Annotated in this window: 22 protein-coding genes and 1 other RNA gene; 13 read left to right on the top strand and 10 right to left on the bottom strand. The window is 65.0% G+C overall.

The features are described 5' to 3' along the window. Window positions 1–33 precede the first annotated feature (33 nt). Window positions 34–1,125 (top strand): CHAD domain-containing protein, encoded by a 1,092-nt coding sequence (locus E8M83_RS02020; RefSeq protein ID WP_137171732.1) that lies wholly within the window; start codon window positions 34–36, stop codon window positions 1,123–1,125. A gap of 82 nt (window positions 1,126–1,207) precedes the next feature. Further along, window positions 1,208–2,347 (top strand): branched-chain amino acid ABC transporter substrate-binding protein, encoded by a 1,140-nt coding sequence (locus E8M83_RS02015; protein WP_137171731.1) that lies wholly within the window; start codon window positions 1,208–1,210, stop codon window positions 2,345–2,347. A gap of 79 nt (window positions 2,348–2,426) precedes the next feature. Here E8M83_RS02015 and E8M83_RS02010 read toward each other — a convergent pair whose 3' ends face one another. Beyond that, the gene (locus E8M83_RS02010) at window positions 2,427–3,017 is read right to left on the bottom strand and encodes a DUF3617 domain-containing protein (RefSeq protein ID WP_206077412.1); all 591 of its coding nucleotides are present in this window, start codon (window positions 3,015–3,017) and stop codon (window positions 2,427–2,429) included. Window positions 3,018–3,529: 512 nt separating this feature from the next. After that, entirely contained in the window at window positions 3,530–3,838 is a 309-nt protein-coding gene (locus tag E8M83_RS02005) for a c-type cytochrome (RefSeq protein WP_123071839.1), read from the bottom strand. A gap of 179 nt (window positions 3,839–4,017) precedes the next feature. Between E8M83_RS02005 and E8M83_RS02000 the strand changes: the two genes are divergently transcribed. From E8M83_RS02000 to E8M83_RS01975, 6 genes are all read left to right on the top strand, one after another. Next, window positions 4,018–4,242 carry a TIGR04438 family Trp-rich protein gene (locus E8M83_RS02000; protein WP_137171729.1) on the top strand — a complete coding sequence of 75 codons (225 nt, stop codon included), beginning with the start codon at window positions 4,018–4,020 and terminating at the stop codon, window positions 4,240–4,242. A 71-nt stretch (window positions 4,243–4,313) separates the two neighbouring features. Next, window positions 4,314–5,219, top strand: coding sequence for a LysR family transcriptional regulator (locus E8M83_RS01995; protein ID WP_137171728.1), 906 nt, complete (start codon window positions 4,314–4,316; stop codon window positions 5,217–5,219). Between the two features lie 2 nt (window positions 5,220–5,221). After that, entirely contained in the window at window positions 5,222–6,031 is an 810-nt protein-coding gene (gene lgt, locus E8M83_RS01990; RefSeq protein ID WP_137171727.1) for a prolipoprotein diacylglyceryl transferase, read from the top strand. Window positions 6,032–6,119: 88 nt separating this feature from the next. Continuing rightward, the gene (locus E8M83_RS01985; protein ID WP_170976656.1) at window positions 6,120–7,418 is read left to right on the top strand and encodes a cytochrome c; all 1,299 of its coding nucleotides are present in this window, start codon (window positions 6,120–6,122) and stop codon (window positions 7,416–7,418) included. Beyond that, window positions 7,415–7,891, top strand: coding sequence for a (2Fe-2S)-binding protein (locus E8M83_RS01980; protein WP_137171725.1), 477 nt, complete (start codon window positions 7,415–7,417; stop codon window positions 7,889–7,891). Before E8M83_RS01985 ends, E8M83_RS01980 begins: the two co-directional genes overlap by 4 nt. Next, complete coding sequence (locus E8M83_RS01975; protein WP_137171724.1) at window positions 7,888–10,071, top strand: molybdopterin cofactor-binding domain-containing protein; 2,184 nt, start codon at window positions 7,888–7,890, stop codon at window positions 10,069–10,071. The genes E8M83_RS01980 and E8M83_RS01975 overlap by 4 nt, the downstream gene beginning before the upstream one ends. Here E8M83_RS01975 and E8M83_RS01970 read toward each other — a convergent pair. The 5 genes from E8M83_RS01970 to E8M83_RS01950 all read right to left on the bottom strand — a co-directional run bounded on the left by E8M83_RS01970 (window position 10,068) and on the right by E8M83_RS01950 (window position 12,265). After that, complete coding sequence (locus tag E8M83_RS01970; RefSeq protein ID WP_137171723.1) at window positions 10,068–10,871, bottom strand: sulfite exporter TauE/SafE family protein; 804 nt, start codon at window positions 10,869–10,871, stop codon at window positions 10,068–10,070. The two genes, E8M83_RS01975 and E8M83_RS01970, sit on opposite strands and share 4 nt — an antisense overlap. Continuing rightward, complete coding sequence (locus E8M83_RS01965) at window positions 10,872–11,342, bottom strand: EVE domain-containing protein (protein WP_137171722.1); 471 nt, start codon at window positions 11,340–11,342, stop codon at window positions 10,872–10,874. A 90-nt stretch (window positions 11,343–11,432) separates the two neighbouring features. Next, window positions 11,433–11,614, bottom strand: a non-coding RNA gene (gene ssrS / locus E8M83_RS01960) — 6S RNA. A 46-nt stretch (window positions 11,615–11,660) separates the two neighbouring features. After that, a complete protein-coding gene (locus tag E8M83_RS01955) occupies window positions 11,661–11,972 on the bottom strand; it encodes a cell division protein ZapA (protein WP_137171721.1) in 312 nt (103 codons plus the stop codon). Continuing rightward, window positions 11,969–12,265 (bottom strand): hypothetical protein, encoded by a 297-nt coding sequence (locus E8M83_RS01950; protein WP_229491385.1) that lies wholly within the window; start codon window positions 12,263–12,265, stop codon window positions 11,969–11,971. The genes E8M83_RS01955 and E8M83_RS01950 overlap by 4 nt, the downstream gene beginning before the upstream one ends. A gap of 399 nt (window positions 12,266–12,664) precedes the next feature. On the opposite strand from E8M83_RS01950, the gene groES reads away from it, so the two are divergent. Continuing rightward, window positions 12,665–12,955 (top strand): co-chaperone GroES, encoded by a 291-nt coding sequence (gene groES, locus E8M83_RS01945; protein ID WP_137171720.1) that lies wholly within the window; start codon window positions 12,665–12,667, stop codon window positions 12,953–12,955. Window positions 12,956–12,995: 40 nt separating this feature from the next. After that, window positions 12,996–14,642, top strand: a complete 1,647-nt coding sequence (groL, locus tag E8M83_RS01940) for a chaperonin GroEL (RefSeq protein ID WP_137171719.1) — start codon at window positions 12,996–12,998, stop codon at window positions 14,640–14,642. A 134-nt stretch (window positions 14,643–14,776) separates the two neighbouring features. On the opposite strand, the gene E8M83_RS01935 is transcribed toward groL, so the two are convergent. Next, window positions 14,777–16,045, bottom strand: coding sequence for a PEP-CTERM sorting domain-containing protein (locus tag E8M83_RS01935; RefSeq protein WP_137171718.1), 1,269 nt, complete (start codon window positions 16,043–16,045; stop codon window positions 14,777–14,779). 256 nt (window positions 16,046–16,301) lie between these two features. Between E8M83_RS01935 and E8M83_RS01930 the strand changes: the two genes are divergently transcribed. After that, a complete protein-coding gene (locus E8M83_RS01930; RefSeq protein WP_137171717.1) occupies window positions 16,302–16,766 on the top strand; it encodes a hypothetical protein in 465 nt (154 codons plus the stop codon). Here the strand turns inward: E8M83_RS01930 and E8M83_RS01925 are convergent, their stop codons facing one another. Both E8M83_RS01925 and E8M83_RS01920 read right to left on the bottom strand, forming a co-directional pair. Then, complete coding sequence (locus E8M83_RS01925; RefSeq protein ID WP_137171740.1) at window positions 16,767–18,617, bottom strand: glucokinase; 1,851 nt, start codon at window positions 18,615–18,617, stop codon at window positions 16,767–16,769. Continuing rightward, a complete protein-coding gene (locus E8M83_RS01920; protein WP_137171716.1) occupies window positions 18,617–20,254 on the bottom strand; it encodes an alpha-amylase family glycosyl hydrolase in 1,638 nt (545 codons plus the stop codon). The genes E8M83_RS01925 and E8M83_RS01920 overlap by 1 nt, the downstream gene beginning before the upstream one ends. Before the next feature lie 257 nt (window positions 20,255–20,511). Between E8M83_RS01920 and E8M83_RS01915 the strand changes: the two genes are divergently transcribed. Further along, window positions 20,512–22,092 carry an oligopeptide:H+ symporter gene (locus tag E8M83_RS01915; RefSeq protein WP_137171715.1) on the top strand — a complete coding sequence of 527 codons (1,581 nt, stop codon included), beginning with the start codon at window positions 20,512–20,514 and terminating at the stop codon, window positions 22,090–22,092. A gap of 134 nt (window positions 22,093–22,226) precedes the next feature. After that, window positions 22,227–24,947, top strand: coding sequence for an alpha-1,6-glucosidase domain-containing protein (locus E8M83_RS01910; RefSeq protein WP_137171714.1), 2,721 nt, complete (start codon window positions 22,227–22,229; stop codon window positions 24,945–24,947). The last annotated feature ends 596 nt before the right edge of the window (window positions 24,948–25,543 follow it).

The raw sequence follows: 25,543 nt of genomic DNA, 5'->3' as shown, positions 1-25,543 counted from the left end.
GCTCATCGACGTCTTGTCAGTGAAAGGACCACCATGGCCAAGCAACAAAAGCCGGCGCAGCGGGCGCCGAAGAACGCCGAAACGGCGGACAACAAGCCGCTCGAGAGGGCGGCCAGCGGTTTGGAATCGTTCAAGCAGCTGGACCAGGAATTGCGCCCGGATTCCGCCATCCCGGCCGCCGCGCCGCAGGCCGCGGACGATCCGCAGGAAGACCGGCCGCTGCCGAAGGAAGAACCAATCCGCGCGATCAAGGCCGAACCGGTGCGTCTGCGCGGGCGCATGACCCTGGAAGACGCCTTCCAGTCCATCGGACTCAATTGTGTGCGGCAGATCGAAGCCAATGTGCCCGGCGTGCTCGCGCAGCACGTCGAGAGCCTGCACCAGATGCGGGTCGGCCTGCGCCGCCTGCGCGCGCTGCTCGCGATGTTCGAAGACCTGGCGCCACCGCCGGTCGCCCTGCACGCCAGTATCGAGTGGCTGTCCGGCGAACTGGGACCGGCGCGCGACTGGGACGTGCTGGCCGACTCCACCCTCGAACGGGTGCAGGGCTTCGATTCCTCGGCGCTGCGCCAGGCCGCGCACGAGCGTGCACATGCCCATCACGCGCACATCCTGAACGTGCTGCGCGAGCCGCGCTACCTCGAGTTGATGACGCAGCTGAACGAATGGCTCGGCGAACGCCGCTGGCGTCCTGACGGCACGCTGGCCAAGGACTCTCCGTTGGCCGAGCGCGCCGCCAAGGCTGCCCTGCCCCTGCTGCGCAAGGCCGAGAAGCGGCTGGCCAAGCGCATCGGCGGCCTGGAAGAAGGCGACGCGCCGGGCCGCCACCGGGTGCGCATCGCGGCCAAGAAGGCGCGCTATGCGGCCGAGTTCTTCCGCGACCTGCTGCCGGCGCGCCGCGTCAAGCGCTACGTGGGCCACCTGGAAAGGCTGCAGGACCGCCTTGGTCTCTTGAACGACATGGCGGTAGCCGACCACCTGCTCGAGGAACTCAAGGGCGGCAGCAGCCAGGTCGCCAAGCAGGCCGCCTATGTGCGCGGCTACATGGCCGCCAGCAGCGAGACCGGCGCCCAGGGCTTGTCGAAGACGCTGGCAGACGTCGCCAGGCGCCGCATCACGCGCTGAACGCGACCCTGTATTTATCGCTTTCCGAAGGCGGTGAATTGCTGTAACGTTGCTCGGCAATTCATCCCTTTCGGAGACGTCCATGCGGTCCAGCCCCAGGTTCATCGCCTTCGCTTTCATCATGTCCCTCGTTGCCGGCAGCGCCGGCGCCCAGCAGGTCGTCAGGATCGGCCATGTGGGGCCGGTCTCCGGTCCCAATTCCCACCTCGGCAAGGACAACGAGAATGCCGCGCGCATGGCGATCGATGAGCTCAACGCCAAGGGCTTCGCCATCGACGGCAAGAAGGTCACCCTGCAGCTGCTGGCCGAGGACGACGCCAGCGATCCCAAGCAAGGCACGGCGGTGGCCCAGAAACTGGCCGACGCCAGGGTGAATGGCGTGGTCGGCCACCTGAATTCGGGCACCAGCGTGCCGGCTTCGCGCATCTACCACAACGCCGGCCTGGTGCAGGTCTCGCCGGCCACCACCGCGACCCAGTTCACCAGGCAGAAATTCCCGGGCGTGTTCCGCGTGGTGGCCAACGACGCCAAGCTGGGCGGCACCCTCGGCAAGTATGCGGTCGAGACGCTCAAGGTCAAGAACATCGCCGTGATCGACGACCGCACCACCTACGGCCAGGGCGTGGCCGCCGAATTCGCGAAGGCGGCCAAGGGGCCGGGCGTGCGCATCGTCGACAAGCAGTTCACCACCGCCACTGCCACCGACTTCACCGCCATCCTCACCGCGATCCGCGCCAAGAAGCCCGACCTGGTGTTCTTTGGCGGCATGGACGCGGTGGCCGGCCCGATGTTCAAGCAAATGAAGGCGCTCGGCATCAATGCCCGCTTCATGGGCGGCGACGGCATGTGCACCACGGCGCTGGGCCGCCTGGCGGGCGACGCGGTCGGCGAGGACAAGGTCGTATGCGCCGAAGCGGGCGGCGTGAAAGGCGCGCAAGAACAGGTGATGGCCGACTTCCGCAACCGCTTCAAGCAGAAGACGGGGCTCGAGGTGCAGCTGTATGCGCCGTATGTGTACGACTCGGTGATGGTGATGGCGACCGCGATGCAGAACGCCAAATCGGCCGAGCCGGCCAAATACCTGCCCGAGCTCAAGAAGATCAAGTACGAGGGCGTGACCGGGACCATCCAGTTCGATGCCTCGGGCGACATCCTGAATGGCGCGCTGACGCTGTATACCTACAAGGGCGGCAAGCGTACGCGGATGGATGTGATTCGCTGACTGTCACGTCGCCAGATTTTCCTGGAGAAGACCGATTAAAATCGGGGGGCCGCCAATCGTCCCCCCGCGCGGAACCCATTCATCCCTTGCCAGACACTGGCGCGACATTGCCGCAATCGCTGCCCAGCCATTTGCCTGAGCCGGTGGTTTTCTGGGTCACCATCATGCCGTTCGGACCGGCCACGGTGGCAGTCGAGTCGAAGGTATAGGCGGTGTCGCTCGGGGTCCTCACGACGGCATCGATTTTCATTTGCGGCTGGGTGCACTGCATGCTCACATTCACGCCGCCAGCGACCGGCGTGGCATTCCTGGTGCAGCCCTCTGGCCCTTTTTTACCGAACAGGTCGAACTTCGCGACATCCTCCTTGGTGATGCACTGTTTCGTGCGCAAGCCATCGTCGGAGAATTCCGTTCCACTGGCGCCCAGCCTTTTTTGGATCTCTGCGCGCTGGGCCGGCGACATCGAGGCCATCTGACTTTTCATCAGCGCGACGACACCCGCCATCTGATTGCCGCCCGCCTGGCCTGGCAGCGTCATGTCGATCTGCCACAGTCCAGGCTTGATATTGACTTGCTGTGCAAACGCGTTCGTTGCGCACAAGGTTGCCATGCTCAATGCGATGCTTGCGGTCCGAATCACTCTCATGCTTGCTCCTGATAGGTGGGCCACCAGTGTAGCCGACGAGGCGCTTTACCCGCGCGTGCAACGCCGACCAGCTTCGAGCCGCCAATGCAGCAAGCCAAACCAACCCTTAGGGTCAGAGTCAAATTAATTGGCAATTTCCCCAAAACCTTACGAATCAATGAGGGTCAGAGTCGACTTACTGAGCAATTTCCCGGCTCTGGCGGTCTTTCCAACGCTGCAGTGCACCTGCCAATTCCCCACCATGTGACTATGGTCAAGCGGCGGTTAAGTTGAACTTGACCTTGCTCGACGCAAGCGTCTCCTACCCAACGAGCTATATCCTCACGGCGCATAAAATCAATAGCAACTTTCGTTTGAGCAAAAAGTTGTCAAAGAAATCGACTCTGACCCTAATTGATTCGTAAGGTTTTAAGGAAATTGCCAATTAATTCGACTCTGACCCTAGTGGATCGTTTGGGCGGTCGTCATGCTTAGCCAAAGAAAAAGCGCGCCGTGCTCACGCAGGCGCGCTTCATTTGTTTGCGAATCTGTTCGACTTACTTGGTCGCCAGCACCCACTTGACCAGCGAGCGCGCTTCGGCCTCGCTCACTTGCGGATTGGCCGGCATCGGGATCGGGCCCCAGGTGCCCGAGCCGCCTTTCAGCACCTTTTGCACCAGCTTGTCCTCGGCGCCCTTCTGGCCCGCATACTTCTGCGCGACGTCCTTGTAGGCAGGACCGACCAGCTTGGTGGCGACGGTGTGGCAAGCCATGCAATTCTTGGCCTTGGCCAGGTCGGCCTGGGCGAAGGCACCCGACGACGCGAAAGCCGACAGCACCACACACAACATCAGGGACCGCTTCATTTGTTTCTCCGAATTGATGACTGAGTGGATTCTACCCCCTTTCCCCGCAGGTAAATGGGGGCGATACACTCTGTAACGCGATCGCCACGTTTACCAATATCCTGTAACAAGAAATAGACAACTTTTGCCCGTCGGCATTCTTTTCTTTGTAAGATGCAGGGCTGGAAGGAACCTACACCATGCCCTTAATCCTCTTGATCGTTGCCCTGGCCGCCCTGCGCTTCTTTGAAGTCTGGCGTTTTGCCGACCTGTCCTGGTGGATCATCGCCGGTCTGGTGGCATTCGCCTTCGTCTGGTTCGAGTTCATCGAGAAGATGCTCGGACTCGACAAGAAGAAGGAACATGAAGTGCAGGACAGGCGCCGCAACGAGAGAGTCAAGAAGACCCTCGACAAGCGCCGCTAGACCAGCCAATCGGGCCAAGCCGCCGGGCGCTGTGATACATTGGACATATCACAGCACCTGACCCATCACCAATGCATCCCGAACTGCGCCAGCTGCGCCATTTCGTTACCGTGGCCGAAGAGCTGCATTTCGGCCGCGCCGCGCGCCGCCTGCACATGACCCAACCGCCGCTGTCGCAAAGCATCGCCAACCTCGAAGAATTGTTCAAAGCCCCGCTGTTCGTGCGCAACCGGCGGATGGTCGGGCTGACCGCGGCCGGCGCCGCCCTGCTGCCCGAGGCGCGCCGCATTCTCGAGGAAGCGGCGGCCCTGCCCGAGCTGGTGCGGCGCGCGGCCAGCGGCGAAGCGGGCCGCCTGGCCCTGTCCTTCGTCTCGACCGCGGGTCTCGGCATGCTGCCCGACGTGCTGCGCCGCTATCGCGCGGCCTTCCCCGCCGTGCGCCTGGTGCTGCAAGAGGCGACTTCCGACGTCCAGTTCGAGGAACTCCTCTCGGGCCGCATCGACGCCGGCTTCGTGATCCCGCCGCAGCCTGGCATGCCGGACGCCATGGCCGACGGCGCGCTCGCCTACCTCAAGATCGTCGACGAGCCGCTGGTGCTGTGCGCCCCGAGCGGCCTGCCGGCGCTCTCGCAGCCTGGCCCGGTGCGCCTGCGCGACCTGCCGCCGCTGCCGCTGGTGATCTTCCCGCGCGCGGTGGCCCCCAGCCTGCACGATGCGATCCTCGCTGCCTTTCGCGCGGCCGGCGTGCTGCCCACCATCGGCCAGGAAGCGATCCAGATGCAGACCATCGTCAGCCTGGTTTCCGGCGGCATGGGCTTGGCACTTGTGCCACAATCCGTGTCGAACCTGATGCGTCCCGGCGTAGAATACCGTGCCTTGATCGACCCGGCGCCGCTGGCCGAAACCGGCCTGGCCTGGCGGCGCGATAACGATTCGCCCGTACTGAAGGGCTTCCTCGAATTACTGAAGAGAGACTGACTATGCTGATTCATCCGCAGCCGGACCCGATCGCGATTGCGCTCGGCCCGGTGCAAATCCACTGGTATGGCCTGATGTACGTGGTGGCCTTCGCCCTGTTCATCATCCTGGGCCGGGTACGCATCCGCATGCCCCACGTGGCGGCGCAGGGCTGGACCCGCGACGACCTGGACGACATGCTGTTCTACGGGATGCTGGGCGTGATCGTCGGCGGCCGCCTGGGCGAGGTGCTGTTCTACCAGCCGCTGTACTTCCTCGAGCACCCGCTCGAGATCTTCATGATCTGGAAGGGCGGCATGTCCTTCCACGGCGGCTTCCTGGGCGTCCTGATCGCGATGTCGCTGTGGGCGCGCAAGCGCAAGCGCAACCTGCTCGACGTCTACGACTTCATCGCGCCGCTGGTGCCGCTCGGGTATGCGGCCGGCCGCATGGGCAACTTCATCAACGCCGAACTGCCGGGCCGCCTGGCCGATCCGAACCTGCCGTGGGCCATGCTGTGGCCCGGCGTGGCCGGTCCCCGCCATCCGTCGCCGCTGTACCAGGCGCTGGTCGACGGCGTGCTGGTGTTCGTGATCCTGTGGCTGTTCGCGCGCAAGGCGCGTCCACGCCTGGCCGTCGGGGCCATGTTCACCCTGCTGTATGGCTGCGCGCGCTTCTTTACCGAGTGGTTCCGCGTGCCGGACTGGGAAACCACGGTGTTCGGCCTGCCGATCACTTCGGGCCAGGTGCTGTCGCTGCCGATGATCGTCGCGGCCCTGGTCATGCTGGCCTGGGCCTATCGCCAGGCGCCGGGCCGTCCAGTGACCGCCTGATCGAGGTATGTCACATGCGTGCGTGGGCGAGCGCACAGAGCGCTCGCCCTGCACGCTCGGCAATGGGGCTCCACGGATCGGAGCCGACATGGATCAAACAAGGCGCAAGCGGCATACCGGATGGTGGCTGCTTCTTGCTGCCATCGTCGTATCGACAGGCATCGCCTTTGCCATCATGTGGCGCCCCGCGCTGGCGCCGCTGACGACCGCACCCTCTTTCGACGACGCGCGCATCGAACGCGGCGCCAATCTCGCGCGCCTGGGCATGTGCGCCTCTTGCCACACCGCCGACCTGGCGCGTCCCTTCGCCGGCGGCAAGCCGATGGAGACGCCGTTCGGCACCGTCCACAGCACCAACATCACCCCCGACGCCACGACCGGCATCGGCGCCTGGAGCCCTGAAGCTTTTACACGGTCCATGCGCAAGGGCGTCTCGCGCGACGGCCGCAGGCTGTATCCCGCCTTCCCCTACAACCACTATGTGCGCATGACGCAGGACGACGTCGACGACCTGTACGCCTACTTCATGACGCGCCCGCCGATCGAGGCCCCGGCGCGCGCCAACGACATGATCTTCCCCTTCGGTTTGCGCCCCCTGGTCGGTTTCTGGAACGTGCTGTACCTGGACGATGCGCCATGGCGGCCCGACCCGCGGCAATCGGCCGAATGGAACCGCGGCGCCTACCTGGCCGACGCCGTCGCCCACTGCGCCGCCTGCCATACACCACGCACCAGGCTGGGCGGTCCGGACCTGAAGCGCCAGCTCGATGGCGGCGAGGCCGAGGACTGGTATGCGCCGGCCCTGAACCGCAACTCGCCCTCGCCGCTGCCATGGACGCGCGAGCAGATGCATACCTACCTGCGCACCGGCATGGCCGAGGACCACGCGGTGGCCGGCGGCCCGATGCAGGACGTGGTGATGCACCTGGCGCAGGCCGATGACGCCGACGTCGCCGCGCTCGCCGCATGGGCGCACAGCAATCTGTCGCAAGCGCCCGTGCGCGCCACGCCGGCGCAGACAGCCGGTCCGCTGCCGCCGCCCGCGCTTGATGACCCCGAGCTGCCGCGCATGCGGCTCGGCCATGCGCTGTACGCCAATTCCTGCGCGCGCTGCCACGACGTCGGCCGCAGCCCGGGTTCGGGCACCGCGCTGCCGCTGCAAAAGGCGATCGCGCTGTACGACCCCGACCCGCGCAGCCTGATCCACATCGTCGACGACGGCATCCTGCCGCAGGACGGCGAACCGGGGCGCTGGATGCCGGGCTTCAAGGCGATCCTGAGCATCGAGCAGGCCGGCGCGCTGGCCGCCTACCTGCGCAAGTATGGCGCCGGCCAGCCGGCCTGGCCTGGCCTGGACGAACAAGTACGCAAAGCGAGGGCACCATGACCACCTACCGCCTGCGGGTGAACGGCAAGCAGCATGCCGTCGACGTCGACGCCGACACGCCGCTGCTGTACGTGCTGCGCAACGAACTGGCCCTGAACGGCGCCAAGTTCGGCTGCGGACTCGGGCAATGCGGCTCCTGCACCGTGCTGCTGGGCGACCAGCCGGTCATGTCGTGCATGGTGCCGGTGTCGGGCATCGGCGCGCGCCAGGTGCGCACTGTCGAAGGGCTGGGCGATGCGCGCACGCCCGGCGTGCTGCAGCAGGCCTTCATCGACGAACAGGCGGCGCAGTGCGGCTACTGCATCGCCGGGATGATCATGCAGGCCACCGCGCTGCTCGAAAAGACCCCGGCGCCGACCGACGCGCAAATCCGCGCCCATATGTCGCCCAACCTGTGCCGCTGCGGCACGCATATGCGCATCCTGCGCGCGGTGCGGCGCGCGGCGGACAAGCTTGCGGGAGGCAAGCGATGAGTGCCGACCAGGGCCGGCGCCGCTTCCTGGCCGCGGGCGGCGCGCTGACGCTGTCGTTCGCCATGCCGGCATGGTCGGCACAGGGCGAACTGCCGAAAAGCCTGGAAACGACGCCCTGGCTCGACGCCTGGATCCGCATCGACGCCAGCGAGGCGATCACGGTCTTCACCGGCAAGGCCGAGCTGGGGCAAGGCATCAAGACCGCGCTGCTGCAGGTGGTGGCCGCCGAGCTGCGCATCGCCCCTTCGCGCCTGCGGCTAGTCACCGCCGACACCGCGCGCACGCCGGATGAGGGCATGACCGCCGGCAGCAATTCGATGAAGGACAGCGGTACCGCCTTGCGCCACGCGGCCGGCCAGGTCCGCGCACGCCTGATGGAACTCGCAGCGGCGCGCATGAAAGTCCCCGCGGCCGGCCTGGCATTGAAGGATGGCGCCTTTATCGCCCTCGATGGCCGCCGCGCCAGCTTCGGCCAGCTGGTGAGCGGCCAGGAACTGCATGTGCGTGCGACGCCAGAGCCGGCGCCGCCCGCTCCCGGGCCGAAGACCGCAATCGGCCAATCGCTGCCACGGGTCGACATCCCGGCCAAGGTCACGGGTGGACGCGCCTATGTGCAAGACCTGCGCCTGCCGGACATGGTGCATGCGCGGGTGGTGCGGCCGCCGTCGCAGGCGGCCAGCTTGATCGAGCTGGATGCCGCCGCCGTCATGCGCCTGCCCGGTGTCTTGAAAGTGGTACGCGACGGCCGCTTTTTGGCCGTGATCGCCGACGGCGAATACCGCGCCGTAAAAGCCGCGGCGGCCTTGGCGCGCGCGGCGCGCTGGGACATGCCGGCTGCGCTGCCGGTCCACCCGAGCGTCAAGGCGCTGGTCATGGCGCAGCCATCCGAACCGACGACCATCCTCGAGCGCGGCACGCGGGTCGAGCAAGGCACGAAGCTCAGCGCCACCTTCACCCGCCCCTTCCAGCTGCACGCCTCCATCGGCCCGTCCTGCGCCATTGCCCAGCTGGTGGACAAGCGCTACACCGTCTGGACCCATTCGCAAGGCGTGTTCCCGCTCAGGAGCGCGCTGGCCGAACTGCTGGCGGCCAAGGAAGACGCGATCCGCTGCATCCACGTCGAGGGTTCCGGCTGCTACGGCCACAACGCCGCCGACGACGTGGCGGCCGACGCCGCCCTGCTGGCGCGCGCCTTCCCGGGCCGCCCGGTACGGGTGCAGTGGATGCGCGAGGACGAACACGGCTGGGAGCCGTTCGGCGCGGCGATGGTGGCGCAGGTGGCCGCCACGCTCGGGCTTGACGGCCGCATCGCCGACTGGCAGTACGACGTCTTCACGCCCTCGCACAATACCCGCCCTGGCAAGGCCGGCAACCTGCTGCCGGCCACGCATCTGGCAAAGCCGTTCACGCCCCCAAGGCCGAAACCCAGCCCGCAGCCCGAGGGCAGCGGCGACCGCAATGCGATCCCCTATTACCTGCTGCCGAACGCGCGCGTGACCCACCACTTCCAGCCGAAGGCGGTGCTGCGCACCTCGGCCATGCGCGGCCTGGGGGCGTACTGCAATGTGTTCGCGATCGAGAGCTTCATGGACGAGCTGGCGCGCGCGGCCAGGGTCGATCCGGTCGCCTTCCGCCTGCGCCACCTGGACGATCCGCGCGCCATCGACGTAGTAAAGCTGGCGGCGACCAAATTCGGCTGGGACGGCTATGAACGTTCGCCGCGGCGCGGACGCGGCTTCGCCTTCGCGCGCTACAAGAACCTGGCGTCGTATTGCGCGCTGGCGGTCGAAGTGGAAGTGGCGCGCGAGACGGGGCTGGTGCGCATCGTGCGCGTGGCGAGCGCGGTCGATTGCGGCGAGATCGTCAACCCGGACGGCGTGCGCAACCAGATCGAGGGCGGCATCGTGCAATCGGCCAGCTGGACCCTGCTGGAACAGGTGCGCTTCGACGCCTCACGGGTGCTGACCGTGGACTGGGCCGCATATCCGATCCTGCGCTTCGGCCAGGTTCCCGACAAGCTCGAGGTGCACCTGATCGACCGCCCCGGCCAGCCCTTCCTGGGTACCGGCGAAGCGGCGCAAGGCCCGGCCGCGGCGGCGATCGCGAACGCGGTATTCGACGCCTGCGGACTGCGCATGCGCGACCTGCCGCTCGACCGCGCGCGCGTCAGGAAGGCTTAATGAAAGGCCTTCCAGAACATATAGGCCGCCAGCGCATACAGGATCACGGCAAAGATGCGCTGCAGCTGGCGCACCGGCATCTTGTGCGCGGTGCTGGCGCCGATCGGCGCCATGATGACGCTGGCCAGCACGATGATCGCCAGCGCCGGCAGGTAGACGAAGCCCAGCGACCAGGCCGGCAAGCCCGGCTCGCCCCAGCCGTAGTAAATATTCGACAGCGTGCCGGAAAGCGCGATCGGAAAGCCCAGCGCCGCGCTGGTGGCGACCGCATTATGGATGCGGATATTACAGCGCGTCATGAATGGCACTGAGACGAAACCGCCGCCGGCGCCCACCAGCCCCGACAGGATGCCGATGAAACCGCCCATCGCGAACATGCCCGGCTTGCCCGGCAGCTCACGCGCCGCCGCCGGCTTCTTCCCGATCAGCATCTGGGTGGCCGAGAAGGCCACGAAGCAGCCGAAGAAGAAGGACAGCACGGCGGTATTCATCTGCTTGCCGATCCAGGGACCGATCCAGGAACCGATCACGATGCCCGGGGCCAGCAGGCCGACCACGGGCCACAGCACCGCTCCATGCTTGTGGTGGGCGCGCACCGACGACATGGACGTAAACAGGATGATGCCGAGCGCGGTGGCGATCGCCATGTGCACCACGAGTTCGTGGGCGAAACCGCGCGCGGTGAAGATCATCACGATGAACGGCACCAGCACCATGCCGCCGCCGATGCCAAGCAGGCCCGCCGCGAAGCCGCCGAAGGTGCCCATCGCCAGCAGGGCCAGGATCAGCCAGGGGTCCATTCAGGCTCCCCTGGCGCGCAGGCGTTTGACGATCGCATCCCACTCGCCCCTGGTCACCGGCGAGATCGACAGCCGGCTGCCTTTCTGCAGCAGGGCCATGCCTTCCAGTGCGGGGATGGCGCGCATCTCCGCCAGCGGCAGGTAGCGGCCTTGTTCGGTCGCGCGCACGTCGATCGAGATCCAGCGCGGCGCTTCTTGCGTGGCCTTCGGGTCGTGGTAATGGCTGGCGGGGTCGAACTGGGAAGCATCGGGATAGGGGCCGCTCGCGATCTCGGCCAGGCCTGCCACGCCAGGCACCGCGCAGCTGGAGTGATAGAACAGGACCCCGTCGCCGACGGCCATCGCATCGCGCATGAAGTTGCGCGCCTGGTAGTTACGTACGCCAAACCAGGCCACGGTCTGGCCGGGTGCGGACAGGACGTCGTCGAAACTGACTTCGTCCGGTTCGGATTTCATCAACCAATAGCGCATTGCGCCGTTCTCCCCGCGAGGCGCGCCCCAGCAACCGGTGCGCGCACAAAAAAAAGCGGTTGCGACAAAAGTGCGCAACCGCTTAGATATTCAGCCCCCGCCAGTGCCGTTTTTGCCGGCATCCTGAACCAAAACGGTTCAAGGCGGTCACGGTCAGATCAATTTCGGGTTCGTCAAACGAGTGACGCTCACTCCCATCGAACTTGTTCCACGACCTATGCGTAAGAATGGTTCAAGGAATATATGGCAAATCTCGAACACCGCAGGGTAGAGCGCAGTTTACTCTTTTGAAGCGGCATGTCAAACGGATTCGGCTTTTCAAAAAAGATTTTCCTGCGGCGCCAATGCCTTGTCGAGCACCGTGTGCATCACTTCGAGCTTTTGCTTGACCTCGAGGATCGACATATCCGATAGCGGTCCCTGCGGCGACTTCACCGACAAGAACTCGGCGGCGACGCTCAGCGCGGCCATGACGGCAATGCGGTCGGTGCCCCTCACCTTGCCCGAATCGCGCAGCTGGCACATCTTGCCGTCGAGGTAGCTCACCGCTTCGCGCAGGGTACGTTCTTCGCCGTCGCGGCAGGCCAGGCGATACGGCTGGCCCATGATGGTGACGTCGAGATGGATCATCGTGCTGCCTCACTATTGCCTGGTATGCCAGCTGGCTGGTCCGCAGCCGCATCCGTGGCGGCAGTCTCGCCCGCGCCGCCCTCTTCGCCTTCTTCGCCCGGCGGCTTGGGCAGCTCGTCGAGCAGGGCCTCGACCCGGCGCTGGGCCTCGATCAGGCGCTCCTTGAACGCGAGGTTCTCGGCGCTGAGCAGGGTATTGGCCTGGCGCAGCAAATAATTCTCGGCGCGCAGCGACTGGGTCAGCTGGGCAAGCCGGTCGATTTTGTCTGAGAGGTCTTGGAATTCGGAAATCATTCGACACTATAGGATCGAGATGGATTTTCCGTCAACCGAATCACGCTGCGGTGCGGCATGATGGGGCTGGCAACGGCTTGGCTGCCGATGCTGCGGCGACCTCGCGTGCGGCAGGAAAGCGCCAGCCAGTGTACGCTGCCCGCCTCTTGCCGACTTCGCAGCCGTTGGCAAGTGATGCCAAAAACACATTGCGCACGCCCACGACGACTTGTGCCAGCTCAAGCGCGCAAAAGTATTTAGCAATCTTGCTGCTTGAAATGGCAAATTATCGTCCCTATAATTAGCACTCGTTAGTAGAGAGTGCTAACAACTCTTTGCAGACCGCCATGGCGCTTGAACCAAAAGCTGTGGCGATGTCAAAAAACGCTAGTTAAACCACTGAATATTAAGGAGTTTTGCATGAACCTTCGTCCTCTGCACGATCGCGTAATCGTCAAGCGCCTCGACCAGGAAACCAAGACTGCGTCCGGCCTGATCATCCCTGATGCCGCGGCAGAGAAGCCAGACCAAGGCGAAGTCCTCGCCATCGGTAACGGCAAAGTGCAAGACAACGGCCAGGTCCGCCCGCTGGAAGTGAAAGTCGGCGACCGCGTGCTGTTCGGTAAGTACTCCGGCCAGGCCGTCAAGGTCAACGGCGAAGAACTGCTCGTGATGCGCGAAGAAGACATCATGGCCGTCGTCCAGCAGTAATTCCCTGACCCCATTCACGAAACATTCGGAGAAATAACAAATGGCAGCTAAAGAAGTAGTATTCGGCGACGCAGCGCGCGCCAAGATGGTCGAAGGCGTCAATATCCTGGCCAACGCAGTCAAGGTCACCCTGGGCCCGAAAGGCCGCAACGTCGTGCTCGAGCGCTCGTTCGGCGCCCCGACCGTCACCAAGGATGGTGTCTCGGTCGCGAAAGAAATCGAACTGAAAGACAAGCTCCAGAACATGGGCGCGCAAATGGTCAAGGAAGTCGCTTCCAAGACCAGCGACAACGCCGGTGACGGCACCACCACCGCGACCGTGCTGGCACAAGCCATCGTGCGCGAAGGCATGAAATTCGTTGCCGCCGGCATGAACCCGATGGACCTGAAGCGCGGCATCGACAAGGCCGTCGCTGCCACCGTCGAAGAACTGAAAAAGATCGCCAAGCCAACCACCACCACCAAAGAGATCGCACAAGTCGGCGCCATTTCGGCCAACTCCGAGACCTCGATCGGCGAGCGCATCGCTGAAGCGATGGAAAAAGTGGGCAAGGAAGGCGTCATCACCGTCGAAGACGGCAAGTCGCTGAACGACGAGCTGGACATCGTGGAAGGCATGCAGTTCGACCGCGGCTACCTGTCGCCGTACTTCATCAACAACCCGGACAAGCAAGTGGCCGTCCACGAGCAGCCGTTCATCCTGCTGTGCGACAAGAAGATCTCGAACATCCGTGACCTGCTGCCGGTGCTGGAACAAGTCGCCAAGGCTGGCCGTCCGCTGGTCATCATCGCCGAAGACATCGAAGGCGAAGCGCTGGCGACCCTGGTCGTCAACAACATCCGCGGCATCCTGAAGACCGTCGCCGTCAAGGCGCCTGGTTTCGGCGATCGTCGCAAGGCCATGCTGGAAGACATCGCTGTCCTGACCGGCGGCCAGGTCATCGCTGAAGAAGTCGGCCTGACCCTGGAAAAAGTCACCCTGGCAGAACTGGGCCAGGCTGCGCGCGTCGAAGTCGGCAAAGAGAACACCATCATCATCGACGGCGCCGGCCAAGGTGAATCGATCGAAGGCCGTGTCAAGATGATCCGCGCCCAGATCGAAGAAGCGACCTCGGACTACGACCGCGAAAAACTGCAGGAACGCGTGGCCAAGCTGGCCGGCGGCGTTGCCGTGATCCGCGTCGGTGCAGCCACCGAAGTCGAGATGAAAGAGAAAAAAGCCCGCGTCGAAGACGCGCTGCACGCTACCCGCGCTGCCGTGGAAGAAGGCATTGTTGCCGGCGGCGGCGTTGCCCTGCTGCGCGCTCGCGCTTCGATCGACATCAAGGGTGACAACCCTGACCAGGATGCAGGCATCAAGATCGTCCTGCGCGCGATGGAAGAGCCGCTGCGCATGATCGTCCAGAACGCCGGCGAAGAGCCATCGGTCGTGGTCGCTGCAGTCCTGGCCGGCACCGGCAATTACGGCTACAACGCCGCCAACGGCACCTACGGCGACATGGTCGAAATGGGCGTGCTGGATCCAGCCAAGGTCACCCGCTCGGCACTGCAGAATGCAGCGTCGATCGCCGGCCTGATGCTGACCACCGACTGCATGGTCTCGGAACTGGCTGAAGACAAGCCAGCCGGCGGCATGGGCGGCATGGGCGGCATGGGTGGCATGGGCGGCATGGACGGCATGATGTAAATCACGCCGTCACCGGGACCCGCGCCGATTGCAGCCACAGTCGGCGTCGGGTCTTCCCCGACGAAAAAAAGCCCGCAAGGTTCACGCCTTGCGGGCTTTTTGCTGTCTGGCGCTTGAAAAGGCGCTTCGGCGGATCAGCCTTTGGCGCGCACGCCCTTGCGGCGCAGCCACAGCATGGCCGCGAAGGCCGCGCCACCGAGCCACAGGGTACCCGGCTCCGGCACTTCAACCGGCGGGTCTTCAGGATCGACCGGGATATCGATTGGAGGATCGATTGGAGGATCGATTGGAGGATCGATCGGGGGATCGGTCACGATTGGCGGGTCCGGCGGCGTATCGGTAGGCGGCGTATCGGTAGGCGGCGTCGTCGTCGGTGGCGTCGTCGTTGGCGGCGTCGTCGTTGGTGGCGTCGTCGTTGGCGGCGTCGTCGTTGGCGGCGTCGTCGTCGGTGGCGTCGCCGTTGGTGGCGTCGTCGTTGGTGGCGTCGTCGTTGGCGGCGTCGTCGTCGGTGGCGTCGTCGTCGGTGGCGTCGTCGTCGTCGGGGGCGTCGTCGCTGGAGGCGGCGTCGTTGGCGGCGTGGTGCCGGTTTCGCTGGTCTCGTCGCCGATCCTGCCGCCGCCATAGATCGGCGGGATCGACGGCGTGTTGGCGGCCGGCGCCCATGGACTGCGCGTCGCAGGTGCAGCCGCAGCGGGCACCACCAGGCCAGCGCCGTTAGGGAAGCTTGCGGTGCTAAAGCGCTCGCCCAGCGGACCGTCATCCAGTCCATCCACCGCGGCCGCCACGGCCATCAGGCCGCCACCGCCGTCGACGACGAAGGAATCGAGTTCGGTCTCGGTCGGGCCATTGGCTTCGATCGGGAACATGGGCACGTCGGAAATCCGGTTCGCGCAGCGCGCCCGCATTTCGTTCTTGCCGTCGGTCAGCAGGGTTTCACCGGGCGCCAGCATGAGCTTCTTTTTGGTCCAGTACACCTGGTCACCCTTGCGGTACGACACGTACACGGCGCGCGGCGCGGTGACGGTCACCGCGCGCGCATTCGCGACGTCGAAACCCGCGTAGTGCGCGGCGACCACGACGTCGGCCCGGATGACGCGCGCCAGCTCGTCCTTGTCGGCCACGCCGCCGGGGATGATCGAAAACGGATAGATGCGCCGCGCCGCGCCCTGTTCGGCGGCGGGCGCCGGGGCGGCGACCGGCGCCAGCACCATCGAGGAACCGGCGCCGACGTGGGTGATCTCGTCGCGTTCGCGCAGCAGGTTCGGCCAGTCGATATTCAGCGGCGGGGCCAATACGCCGGCCACGCCGGCAGCGACGCCAAGCACGGCGAGCGTAGCCAGGCGCTTCTCGCGTTGCGAGGTTTTTTCAAGGCGGCGTGTATAGTCGGAGCGGCGGCGGTCCATACGATGCTTCTGGTAGGAGTGGTCCTACAGGATAGCATTATTTCTACAAATAAATTCCGGTTCCATGGTGAAAAATGTGATTTCGTGGCGAAAAACACGAATTACTTTCCGTAGAGAAATTGAGCTTATATCGACCGCAAGATAATCCGGCAACAGCCTTGTTTTTCACGCTGTCCGTGCTTCATGGCTGGGCGTCCTGTGTTGCTGGTAGAACACGCATGGTTTACCATGACCGCCTGCCATCACGAGACTCGCCATGTCCACACGCGCCGCTTTTTCTCCTACCCTGCGCCTGACCGTCGCCGCGCTTGCGCTGTGCTGCGCCGTTGCCGGCTGCAAGCGCGCCGAACGGGAAACGCCGCCAGCGCCAGCCGCGCCGGTCGCCCAGGCGCCGGTCCATACGAAAGAAGATGCAATGGCCTCGCTGCTGGCGCTGCCGGAATTGCAGGCCTGGTCGCAGCAGATCGAACTGCGCAGCAAGGGCAAGGCGCACGGCGCCGTGATCGAGGACGATCCGGTCCCACGCGAAGTGAATGGAAAAAAGTATTACCAGCTCAGTTTTGTCGAGAACCGGGCGGACGACGCACGCCGCCGCGAAAGCTTCCTGGTGGCCCAGGATGGCAGCGAAATCCTGGTCGACGACACCGAGTCCGACAAGCTGCTCAGCCTTCAGGAATGGCGCCGCACGATCGAGCGCGTCGACATCAAGAGCGCCAACTAATCAGCTGTCCAGGTGCGAGATCAGCAGCCGGCGCGGATCGTGCCCGGCGTCCGGCCCATGCTGGCCATCGACCGAGATCCCCACCGCCATGATGTCGATCAGCAGCAGCTGCAGGATGCGCGAGATCATCGACAGGAAGCTGGTGCTGTCTTCGCTGTGGTCGACCGCCAGGCACACGCTGGCCTTGCGCGCCAGTGGCGACTGGCTGTTGCTGATCGCGATCACGTCGGCGCCGGCGGCGCGCGCGATGTCCACCGCCTGCAGCAGCTCTGGCAAGCCACCCGAATTCGACACCGCGATCACCACGTCGCCCGGCCCCAATAATCCCGCGGCCAGTGTGAACAAATGGGCGTCGCCATACAGCGCGGTCGGGATTTTAAAGCGGAAGAACTTGTGCTGGCCGTCCAGCGCCACCGCGCGCGAATTGCCGAGCGCATAGAACTCGACGCGCCGCGCGCGGCTTACCAGTTCGATCGCGCGGTCGAGCGAGCGCACATCGAGCTGGTCCCTGAAGCGCAGGATCGCCGACACCGTGTTGTCGATCACCTTGGCCGACAAATCATGGGTGCTGTCGCTCATGCGCACCTGGCTGTGGCGCACCGGAATGGCGCCGGTCAGGCTGCTGGCAAATTTCAGCTTGAATTCGGCCAGGCCCTGGAAGCCCAGCGAGCGGCAGAAACGGATCACGGTCGGCTGGCTCACGTCGGCCAGGCGCGCAATCTCGGCGATCGGCTCGTTCAGCACCGTGCGCGGGTGCTCGAGCACCAGCGTCGCCACGCGCGCCTCGGCCGGCGACAGTTCCTGGCGCAGCTGGCCGATGCGTTCCATCAGCGTGTTGGCGCCGCTGCGGCCGCGCAGGTGCTCGGCCAGGATGGTCGCCACGCCGTGGAAGGCCGGGTTCGGGGTGACGATCACATAGGTCGGGATATCGGCCAGGTAGTCGGAGAATCGCCCCTTGGCCTCGAATCGGGTGCGAAACGGCGAGCGTGCGAACCATTCTCCCAGGCGCGGCACGATGCCGCCGCCGATGAAGATGCCGCCGAAGGCGCCCAGGGTCACCGCCAGGTTGGCGGCGGCGCCGCCCAGCATGCCGCAGAAGCATTCCAGGGTCTCGAGGCATAAGGGGTCGTCGGCGTCGAGCGCGCCGGCCACGATGGCGGCCGCGCTGCGCGCCTCGGCATCGATGCCGTTGCGCTGCGCCAGCGCGCGGTAGATGACTTCCATGCCCGGGCCCGAGATCAGGCGCTCGTTCGACACGTGCGGCCATTCGCGCCAGGCGTACTGCAGGATGGCGAACTCGCGCTCGTCGGCCGGCGCGAAATTGACGTGGCCGCCTTCGCTGCCGAGGGTGACGAAGCCGTCCGCGGTCGGGATCCCTCCCGATACGCCCAGGCCCGTGCCCGGCCCCAGCACGCCGATGACGGCGCCCTCCACCTTCGTGCCCGGCCCCACCTGCATCAGGTCATCCTTGGCGAAGCCCGGCAGCGCGGTGGCCAGCGCGGTGAAGTCGTTGACGATCAGGAGCGTCGACAGGCCGAGCTCGCGCCGCACCGCGTCCGTGGAAAACTCCCAGGCGCGGTTGGTCATGCGCACATAGTCGCCGTTGATCGGATTGGCGACCGCGAACGCGCCGTGGTTCAGCCGCACGTCTTCATGGTCTGCCAGGTAATGGCGCAGCAGCGGCACGATGCCCTCGAAGTCATCGCAGCGCAGCACCTGGACCGAGCGGAACACGCCCGGCGCCGTCTGCAGCGCGAAGCGCGCATGGGTCGCGCCGATGTCGGCCAGCAGGCGCGGTCCGTCGGCGAACGCCGTGCGCGCGAACTTTTCCGGCTCCTGCTGGCTGCTCATCATGCCTCCGAAGACAGGGTGCCGAACCAGGCGCCGTAAGGCGGCAGGGTCACGCGGCCGGCCTGGGCGCTGCCCGCCAGGCCGGCCTCGAACTGCGCCGCGCCGCCAGATGCCGGCCAATCGAAGCTGACTTCGGCGTTCGACAGGTTGAAGGCGGCCAGCACGCTGGCGTGACCATCCAGGTCGCGCCGCAGGGCCAGGATCGGCTCCGGCGCGTCGAAGAAGGCGATCCCGCCGCGCGTCAGCTGCGGCAGCGTGCGGCGCAGGGCGATGAAACGGCGCTGGAAGTTCAGCATCGAATCGGGATCCTTGTCCTGCACGTCGACCGCGGCGGCGGCGTGCGATGGCTCCACCGGCAGCCATGGCTTGCCCTCGGTGAAGCCGGCGTGCGGCGCGTCGGCCTGCCATGGCATCGGGGTGCGGCAGCCGTCGCGGCCCTTGAACTCGGGCCAGAAGGTGATGCCGTACGGGTCCTGCAGCAGTTCGAACGGCACGTCTGCTTCATGCAGCGCCAGCTCGTCGCCCTGGTACAGGCAAGGGGTGCCCTTGAGCGAGAGCTGCATCGCCAGCACCACCTTGGCCAGGGCCGGCGTGGCCTGCGGGCCGCCCCAGCGCGTCATCACGCGGATCGCGTCGTGGTTACCGACCGACCACGAGGCCCAGCCTTGCCTGACGCGGCGCTCGAAGTCCTCGACCTGCGTGCGGATGTGGGTAGCGGTGAACACGGGGGTCAGGAAGTTGAAGCTGTAGGCCATGTGCAGCTTGTTCCCGCCTGCCATGTATTCGTCCATCTGGGCCAGCGCGTCGTCGGAGCTGATCTCGCCGATCGAGATCGCGCCGAATTCGTCCAGCTGCGCGCGCAGCTTTTCCATGAAGGCGATGTTCTCGGGCTGGGTCTTGTCGTAGATGTGGGCCTGCATGCCGTAGGGGTTCACGTCGGTCACGGTCGAGGTGTCGCGCACCAGCGCCGGCGGATTGCTGCGCAGCTGGCGGTCGTGGAAGTGGAACACGCAGGCATCCATGCGCACGCCGTCGACGCCGCGCTCGAGCCAGAAGCGCTGGGCCGCCAGGTGGGCCTTCTGCACGTCCGGATTGTGGAAGTTCAGCTGCGGCTGGCTCACCAGGAAGTTGTGCATGTAGTACTGCTTGCGGCGGGTGTCCCATTGCCAGGCCGAGCCGCCGAACACCGACATCCAGTTATTCGGCGGATTGCCGTCCGGGAGCGGATCGGCCCAGACATACCAGTCCGATTTTGGATTGTCGCGGTTGGCGCGGCTCTCGACGAACCAGGGGTGGGTGTCGGCGGTGTGCGACATCACCTGGTCGATCATGATCTTCAGGCCCAGGCCGTGTGCGCGCTCGACCAGGCGGTCGAAGTCGGCCAGGGTGCCGAACATCGGATCGACGTCGCAGTAATCGGCGATGTCGTAGCCGAAGTCGCGCATCGGCGATTTGAAGAACGGCGACAGCCAGACGATGTCCACGCCCAGGCTCGCGATGTAGTCGAGCTTCTCGGTAATGCCTGCCAGGTCGCCGATGCCGTCGCCGTTGGTGTCGAGGTAGCTGCGCGGGTAAACCTGGTAGATGATGGCTTCGCGCCACCAGTTCGGATTCGTCGTGGTCGGGATCTGGGTCATGGCTGGTCCGTGGTTTGGAATTCTAGGCAATATACAGGACGCAACAAAACTTGACAATTCCGACAATTTCCAAAAAACTCCTCATTTCTCCTTGTATTTCAAGGACTTGAGAAATCGAAAACGTTTCCACGAACGTTGCGTGAGTAACTAAACTACGTCGATATGTTTCTCGTTTGTTTCACAACAATATTTTTATTGCAAAGAGAGCCGCCCTCGGCATAGCATCGCGTCTGTTTGACATTTCAAGGAAGCGGTCGATGACTGATCTAGCAAAACCAGGTTCCGGGCGCATGCCGCGGCAGATCCCCTACATCATTGCCAACGAAGGCTGCGAGCGCTTCAGTTTCTACGGGATGCGCAACATCCTGACACCCTTCCTGATCACGACCCTCCTGATGTTCCTGCCGGAAGACATGCGCACCGGCGAAGCCAAGCACGTGTTCCACACCTTCGTGATCGGCGTGTACTTCTTCCCGCTGCTGGGCGGCTGGCTGGCCGACCGTTATTTTGGCAAGTACAACACGGTATTCTGGCTCAGCCTCGTCTACTGCGCGGGCCACGCCTGCCTGGCCATCTTCGAGGACAACGTCAATGGCTTCTATTTCGGCCTGTTCCTGATCGCGCTCGGCTCGGGCGGCATCAAGCCGCTGGTGGCCTCCTTCGTGGGCGACCAGTTCGACCAGACCAACAAGCACAAGGCGAAGGTGGTGTTCGACGCCTTCTACTGGATCATCAACTTCGGCTCGTTCTTCGCGTCGCTCGCGATTCCACTGCTGCTGATGCATTACGGTCCGGCCTGGGCCTTCGGCGTGCCCGGCATCCTGATGTTCATCGCCACCATGGTGTTCTGGGCCGGCAAGAAAAAGTATGTGCACGTGCCGCCGGCGCCGCCAAACCCGCACTCCTTCATGCAGGTGGCCAAGACCGCCCTGCTGGCCAAGGCCCCAGGCCAGGGCCGTCCGGGCCTGAACGTGGCCCTCATCGGCGCGCTTGCAGCCGTGGTGTCGCTGGCGATGTCGGTGCAATGGGGCTTCGTGATCGGCGCCTGTACCGCACTGGTGCTGCTGATGGCCTTCGGCGGCATCGGCGCCTCGATGCAGCTCGACCGCGCGCGCGGCCTGCATCCGCAAGAAGCGGTGGACGGCGTGCGCGCCGTGCTGCGCATCCTGATCGTGTTCGCGCTGGTGACCCCATTCTGGTCGCTGTTCGACCAGAAGGCCTCGACCTGGATCGTGCAGGCCAATGCCATGACGACGCAGGTGAGCGTCTTCGGCTGGACTTTTGACGTGATCCCGGCCCAGATGCAGGCCCTGAATCCGCTGCTGGTGATGATCCTGATCCCCTTCAATAACTTCGCCCTGTTCCCGCTGCTGCGCAAGTTCGGCCTCGAGCCGACGCCGCTGCGCCGCATGACCACCGGCATCGTGCTGTCGGCCGCGGCCTGGGTCGTGGTGGGCAACCTGCAAGTCGCGATCGACGGCGGCGACCCGATCTCGATCGCCTGGCAGATCGCGCCGTATGCGCTGCTGACCCTGGGCGAGGTGCTGGTTTCCGCAACCGGCCTCGAATTCGCCTACAGCCAGGCCCCGGCCTCGATGAAGGGCGTGATCATGGCGCTGTGGTACCTGGCCGTCACGGTCGGCAACCTGTGGGTGCTGATCGTGAACGCGAGCGTCAAGAACGAGTCGGTGGTCGGGTATATCGAAGGCACCGGCATGGGCGTGATGGCGGCGCAGATGTATTTCTTTGCCGGTTTCGCGCTACTGTCGGCGATCGCGTTCGGCTGGTATGCGACGCGCTACAAGATGGTCGATCACTATCGCGGCAACGCTGCGTGATGTGATGCACGCGCTGCACTGAACGTGGGGTGGACGGCTTTGCCGTCCACGCGTTCAACTCCCTGTCAACTGCCAATCATGGCGGTATTCTTCCGGCCGCTTGAACGCGCGAACGGCGGAGCCGTCAACCCACCATGAACAAACTTCATATCGCCCTCGTGGCGGCTTCCCTGTCCTCGACCGCCTATGCCGCGGTCCCTCTTGAAATCTGCAACAGCGCCGGCTTCCAGGAAGTCCTGCACGCCAATGGCGAGCAGCTCGATGCCCGCGCCGTCTGGCTCGACAAGCGCCTGGTGCGCTGGCCCGGCGCCGCGCCTGATGCGACCTTCCGCCTGTACCACTCGCCTGCCGCATCGATCGTCGCCAGGGCAGGCAACAAAGTCGCCGGCGCCGCCGGTTCGATCAAGCTGGAGATCTCGCCTACCGCCGTGCCGCAAGCCGCGGCCGAGCGCTTCAAGTGGGTGGCGGCCGGCCCGACCCTGCGCGTGCTGGATACCGACCTCGCCCGCCTGCCGGCCCTGCACCGCGAACAACTGGTGCTGGTGCAGGAAGATGCGAGCGGCGCCGTGGTCGCCGCTACCCTGGTGCAGTCGGCCGGCGCGCTCGACGACCTGTACGCCGCCGCCGAGGCCATCCCCGACCTCGGCGCCACGCCGACCGGCAAGAAAACCGGTTTCAGGCTGTGGGCGCCGACCGCGCGCCAGGTGGCGGTGTGCACCTATGACGGCCCGACGGGCAAGGCGGGCGCCGTGCATGCGATGAAGCTCGACGACAAGACCGGCGCCTGGGGCACCAGCCTGCCGCGCGACCTGTCCGGCACCTATTACAAGTACGCGGTCGACGTCGTCGTGCCTGGCGCCGGCCTGGTGCGCAACCTGGTCACCGACCCTTATTCGGTCAGCCTGAATGCGGATTCGAAGCGCAGCTACATCGCCGACCTCGATGCGCCGCACCTCAAGCCGGCGGGCTGGGATGCGACGCGGCCGCCGGCCACGGTGCAGGCCCAGACCGATATGGTCATCTATGAACTGCACGTGCGCGACTTCTCGCTGATCGACGACACCGTCCCTGCAGCCAGGCGCGGCAAGTACAGCGCGTTCTCCGAGACGAACTCGAACGGCATGAAGCACCTGCGCGCACTGGCCAGGGCCGGCCTGACCGACATCCACCTGCTGCCGGTGTACGACATCGGCAGCATCCCGGAAATCGGCTGCGCGCTGCCCCAGCCTTCCGGCGCGCCGGACGGCGAAAGCCAGCAGGCCCTGATCCGCAAGACGGCCCATACCGACTGCTTCAACTGGGGTTATGACCCGCAGCATTTCAATGCGGTCGAAGGCAGTTATGCCAGCGACCCGCAGGACGGCGCGCGCCGCATCGTCGAGTTCCGCGAGATGGTGATGAACCTGCACAAGGCCGGCCTGCGCGTCGGCACCGATGTGGTCTATAACCACACCTTCATCGCCGGCCAGGAAGAAAAATCGATCCTCGACCGCGTGGTGCCCGGCTACTACCATCGGCTGGATGCGAAAGGCGCCATCGAGACCTCGACCTGCTGCTTCAACACGGCCACCGAGAACACGATGATGGCCAAGCTGATGATCGACTCGTCGGTGCTGTGGACGCGCCACTACAAGATCGACTCCTACCGCTACGACCTGATGGGCCACCAGCCGCGCGCGGCCATGGAGCGCCTGCAGAAAGAGGTCGACCAGGCCGCCGGACGCCATGTGCAGCTGATCGGCGAAGGCTGGAACTTCGGCGAAGTACAGGATGGCGCGCGCTTCGTGCAGGCTTCGCAGCTGTCCCTGAACGGCACCGGCATCGGCACCTTCAGCGACCGCGCGCGCGATGCCGTACGCGGCGGCTCGCCAGGCGACTCGGGCGAGATCGTGATTCGCCAGCAAGGCTATATCAACGGCCTGGTGTATGACCCGAACGCGCTGGGCGGCGAAGCCAATCCCAACGATCTGCTGCGCACCGCGGACCTGATCCGCGTCGGCCTGGCCGGCTCGGTGCGCAGCTTTCCCCTGCAGACCTTCGACGGCAAGGTGCACCAGCTGCAGGACATCGTCTACGGCGGCAACCAGCCGGCCGGCTACGCCAGCCAGCCGGCCGAGGCGGTGAACTACGTCGAGAACCACGACAACCAGACCCTGTACGACATCAACGCGCTCAAGCTGCCGGTGGCCACCACCGCCAACGAACGCGCACGGGTGCAGGTGCTGGGCATGGCGATCAATGCCTTCAGCCAGGGCGTGGCCTATTACCACGCCGGCATCGACGTGCTGCGCTCGAAATCCCTGGACCGCAACAGTTTCAATTCGGGCGACTGGTTCAACCGCCTCGACTGGACCTACCAGGACAACTTCTTCGGTACCGGCCTGCCTCCCGCGGATGACAATGCGAAGGACTGGCCGTTGTTCAAGCCGCTGCTGGCCAATGCCGCGCTCAAGCCGGCGCCCGCCGACATCGCGTTTGCGCGCGACGCCTTCCGCGATTTGCTGGGTATCCGCGCCAGCTCGACCCTGCTGCGCCTGCGCACGACCGACGACATCAACGCGCGCCTGCGCTTCTTCAACACCGGCCCCGAGCAAGTGCCGACCGTGCTGGCGGCCTGGATCGACGGCCAGGACTATCCGGGCGCGAACTTCGCCGGCCTGGGCTATCTGGTGAACGTGGACAAGAAGGAGCACACCATCGACAATGCGGCCCTGCGCGGCAAGAAGCTGCGCCTGCATCCGGCGCATACCGCGGCCGGCGCGGCGGACAAGCGCGCACTCGAGGCGCGTTTCGACAGCGCCAGCGGGACGTTCACGGTGCCGGCGCGCACAGCGGTGGTATTTGTAGCCGACTAATCATCAACACCGGGGTCAGGTCTGACATTCAGACACGACCTCGACAATCACCAGGCACCAACCAAACACCGGGGTCAGGTCTGACATTCAGACACGACCTCGACAATCACCACAACACCGGGGTCAGGTCCACCACAACACCGGGGTCACAACACCGGGGTCAGGTCTGACATTCAGACACGACCTCGACAATCACCAGGCACCAACTGGACTGCACTGCGCTTTTCGAGTGCAGAGACAAGCTCGCAAAGGCTGAGTTCGTGTCCGAATGTCAGACCTGACCCCGGTTTTGTGACCATCACCAGGCACCAACTGGACTGCACTGCGCTTTTCGAGAGCAGAGACAAGCTCGCAAAGGCTGAGTTCGTGTCCGAATGTCAGACCTGACCCCGGTTTTGCGGTTTTGTGACCATCACCAGGCACCAACTGGACTGCACTGCGCTTTTCGAGAGCAGAGACAAGCTCGCAAAGGCTGAGTTCGTGTCCGAATGTCAGACCTGAGGTGGTCCGGATTTCTCGGACATCTATTTGAGCACACGGAATGCTGCATCGACGGCGGCTGGCGTTTGGTAGCCCAGGGTTTGATGCAGCCTCTG

The organism is Massilia sp. HP4 (assembly GCF_005222695.1).
In the GTDB taxonomy this organism is placed as follows: Bacteria; Pseudomonadota; Gammaproteobacteria; order Burkholderiales; family Burkholderiaceae_D; genus Telluria.
The sequence above is the reverse complement of the archived record's forward strand: the minus strand, read 5'-3'. Positions and strand labels throughout refer to the sequence as shown.

Bases quoted from the DNA above. Each gene is read 5' to 3' on its own strand.
- E8M83_RS02020 (WP_137171732.1), top strand. From the start codon at position 34: ATGGCCAAGCAACAAAAGCCGGCGCAGCGGGCGCCGAAGAACGCCGAA.
- E8M83_RS02015 (WP_137171731.1), top strand. From the start codon at position 1,208: ATGCGGTCCAGCCCCAGGTTCATCGCCTTCGCTTTCATCATGTCCCTC.
- E8M83_RS02005 (WP_123071839.1), bottom strand. From the start codon at position 3,838: ATGAAGCGGTCCCTGATGTTGTGTGTGGTGCTGTCGGCTTTCGCGTCG.
- E8M83_RS02000 (WP_137171729.1), top strand. From the start codon at position 4,018: ATGCCCTTAATCCTCTTGATCGTTGCCCTGGCCGCCCTGCGCTTCTTT.
- E8M83_RS01995 (WP_137171728.1), top strand. From the start codon at position 4,314: ATGCATCCCGAACTGCGCCAGCTGCGCCATTTCGTTACCGTGGCCGAA.
- lgt (WP_137171727.1), top strand. From the start codon at position 5,222: ATGCTGATTCATCCGCAGCCGGACCCGATCGCGATTGCGCTCGGCCCG.
- E8M83_RS01985 (WP_170976656.1), top strand. From the start codon at position 6,120: ATGGATCAAACAAGGCGCAAGCGGCATACCGGATGGTGGCTGCTTCTT.
- E8M83_RS01980 (WP_137171725.1), top strand. From the start codon at position 7,415: ATGACCACCTACCGCCTGCGGGTGAACGGCAAGCAGCATGCCGTCGAC.
- E8M83_RS01975 (WP_137171724.1), top strand. From the start codon at position 7,888: ATGAGTGCCGACCAGGGCCGGCGCCGCTTCCTGGCCGCGGGCGGCGCG.
- E8M83_RS01970 (WP_137171723.1), bottom strand. From the start codon at position 10,871: ATGGACCCCTGGCTGATCCTGGCCCTGCTGGCGATGGGCACCTTCGGC.
- E8M83_RS01965 (WP_137171722.1), bottom strand. From the start codon at position 11,342: ATGCGCTATTGGTTGATGAAATCCGAACCGGACGAAGTCAGTTTCGAC.
- E8M83_RS01955 (WP_137171721.1), bottom strand. From the start codon at position 11,972: ATGATCCATCTCGACGTCACCATCATGGGCCAGCCGTATCGCCTGGCC.
- E8M83_RS01950 (WP_229491385.1), bottom strand. From the start codon at position 12,265: ATGATTTCCGAATTCCAAGACCTCTCAGACAAAATCGACCGGCTTGCC.
- groES (WP_137171720.1), top strand. From the start codon at position 12,665: ATGAACCTTCGTCCTCTGCACGATCGCGTAATCGTCAAGCGCCTCGAC.
- groL (WP_137171719.1), top strand. From the start codon at position 12,996: ATGGCAGCTAAAGAAGTAGTATTCGGCGACGCAGCGCGCGCCAAGATG.
- E8M83_RS01935 (WP_137171718.1), bottom strand. From the start codon at position 16,045: ATGGACCGCCGCCGCTCCGACTATACACGCCGCCTTGAAAAAACCTCG.
- E8M83_RS01930 (WP_137171717.1), top strand. From the start codon at position 16,302: ATGTCCACACGCGCCGCTTTTTCTCCTACCCTGCGCCTGACCGTCGCC.
- E8M83_RS01925 (WP_137171740.1), bottom strand. From the start codon at position 18,617: ATGAGCAGCCAGCAGGAGCCGGAAAAGTTCGCGCGCACGGCGTTCGCC.
- E8M83_RS01920 (WP_137171716.1), bottom strand. From the start codon at position 20,254: ATGACCCAGATCCCGACCACGACGAATCCGAACTGGTGGCGCGAAGCC.
- E8M83_RS01915 (WP_137171715.1), top strand. From the start codon at position 20,512: ATGACTGATCTAGCAAAACCAGGTTCCGGGCGCATGCCGCGGCAGATC.
- E8M83_RS01910 (WP_137171714.1), top strand. From the start codon at position 22,227: ATGAACAAACTTCATATCGCCCTCGTGGCGGCTTCCCTGTCCTCGACC.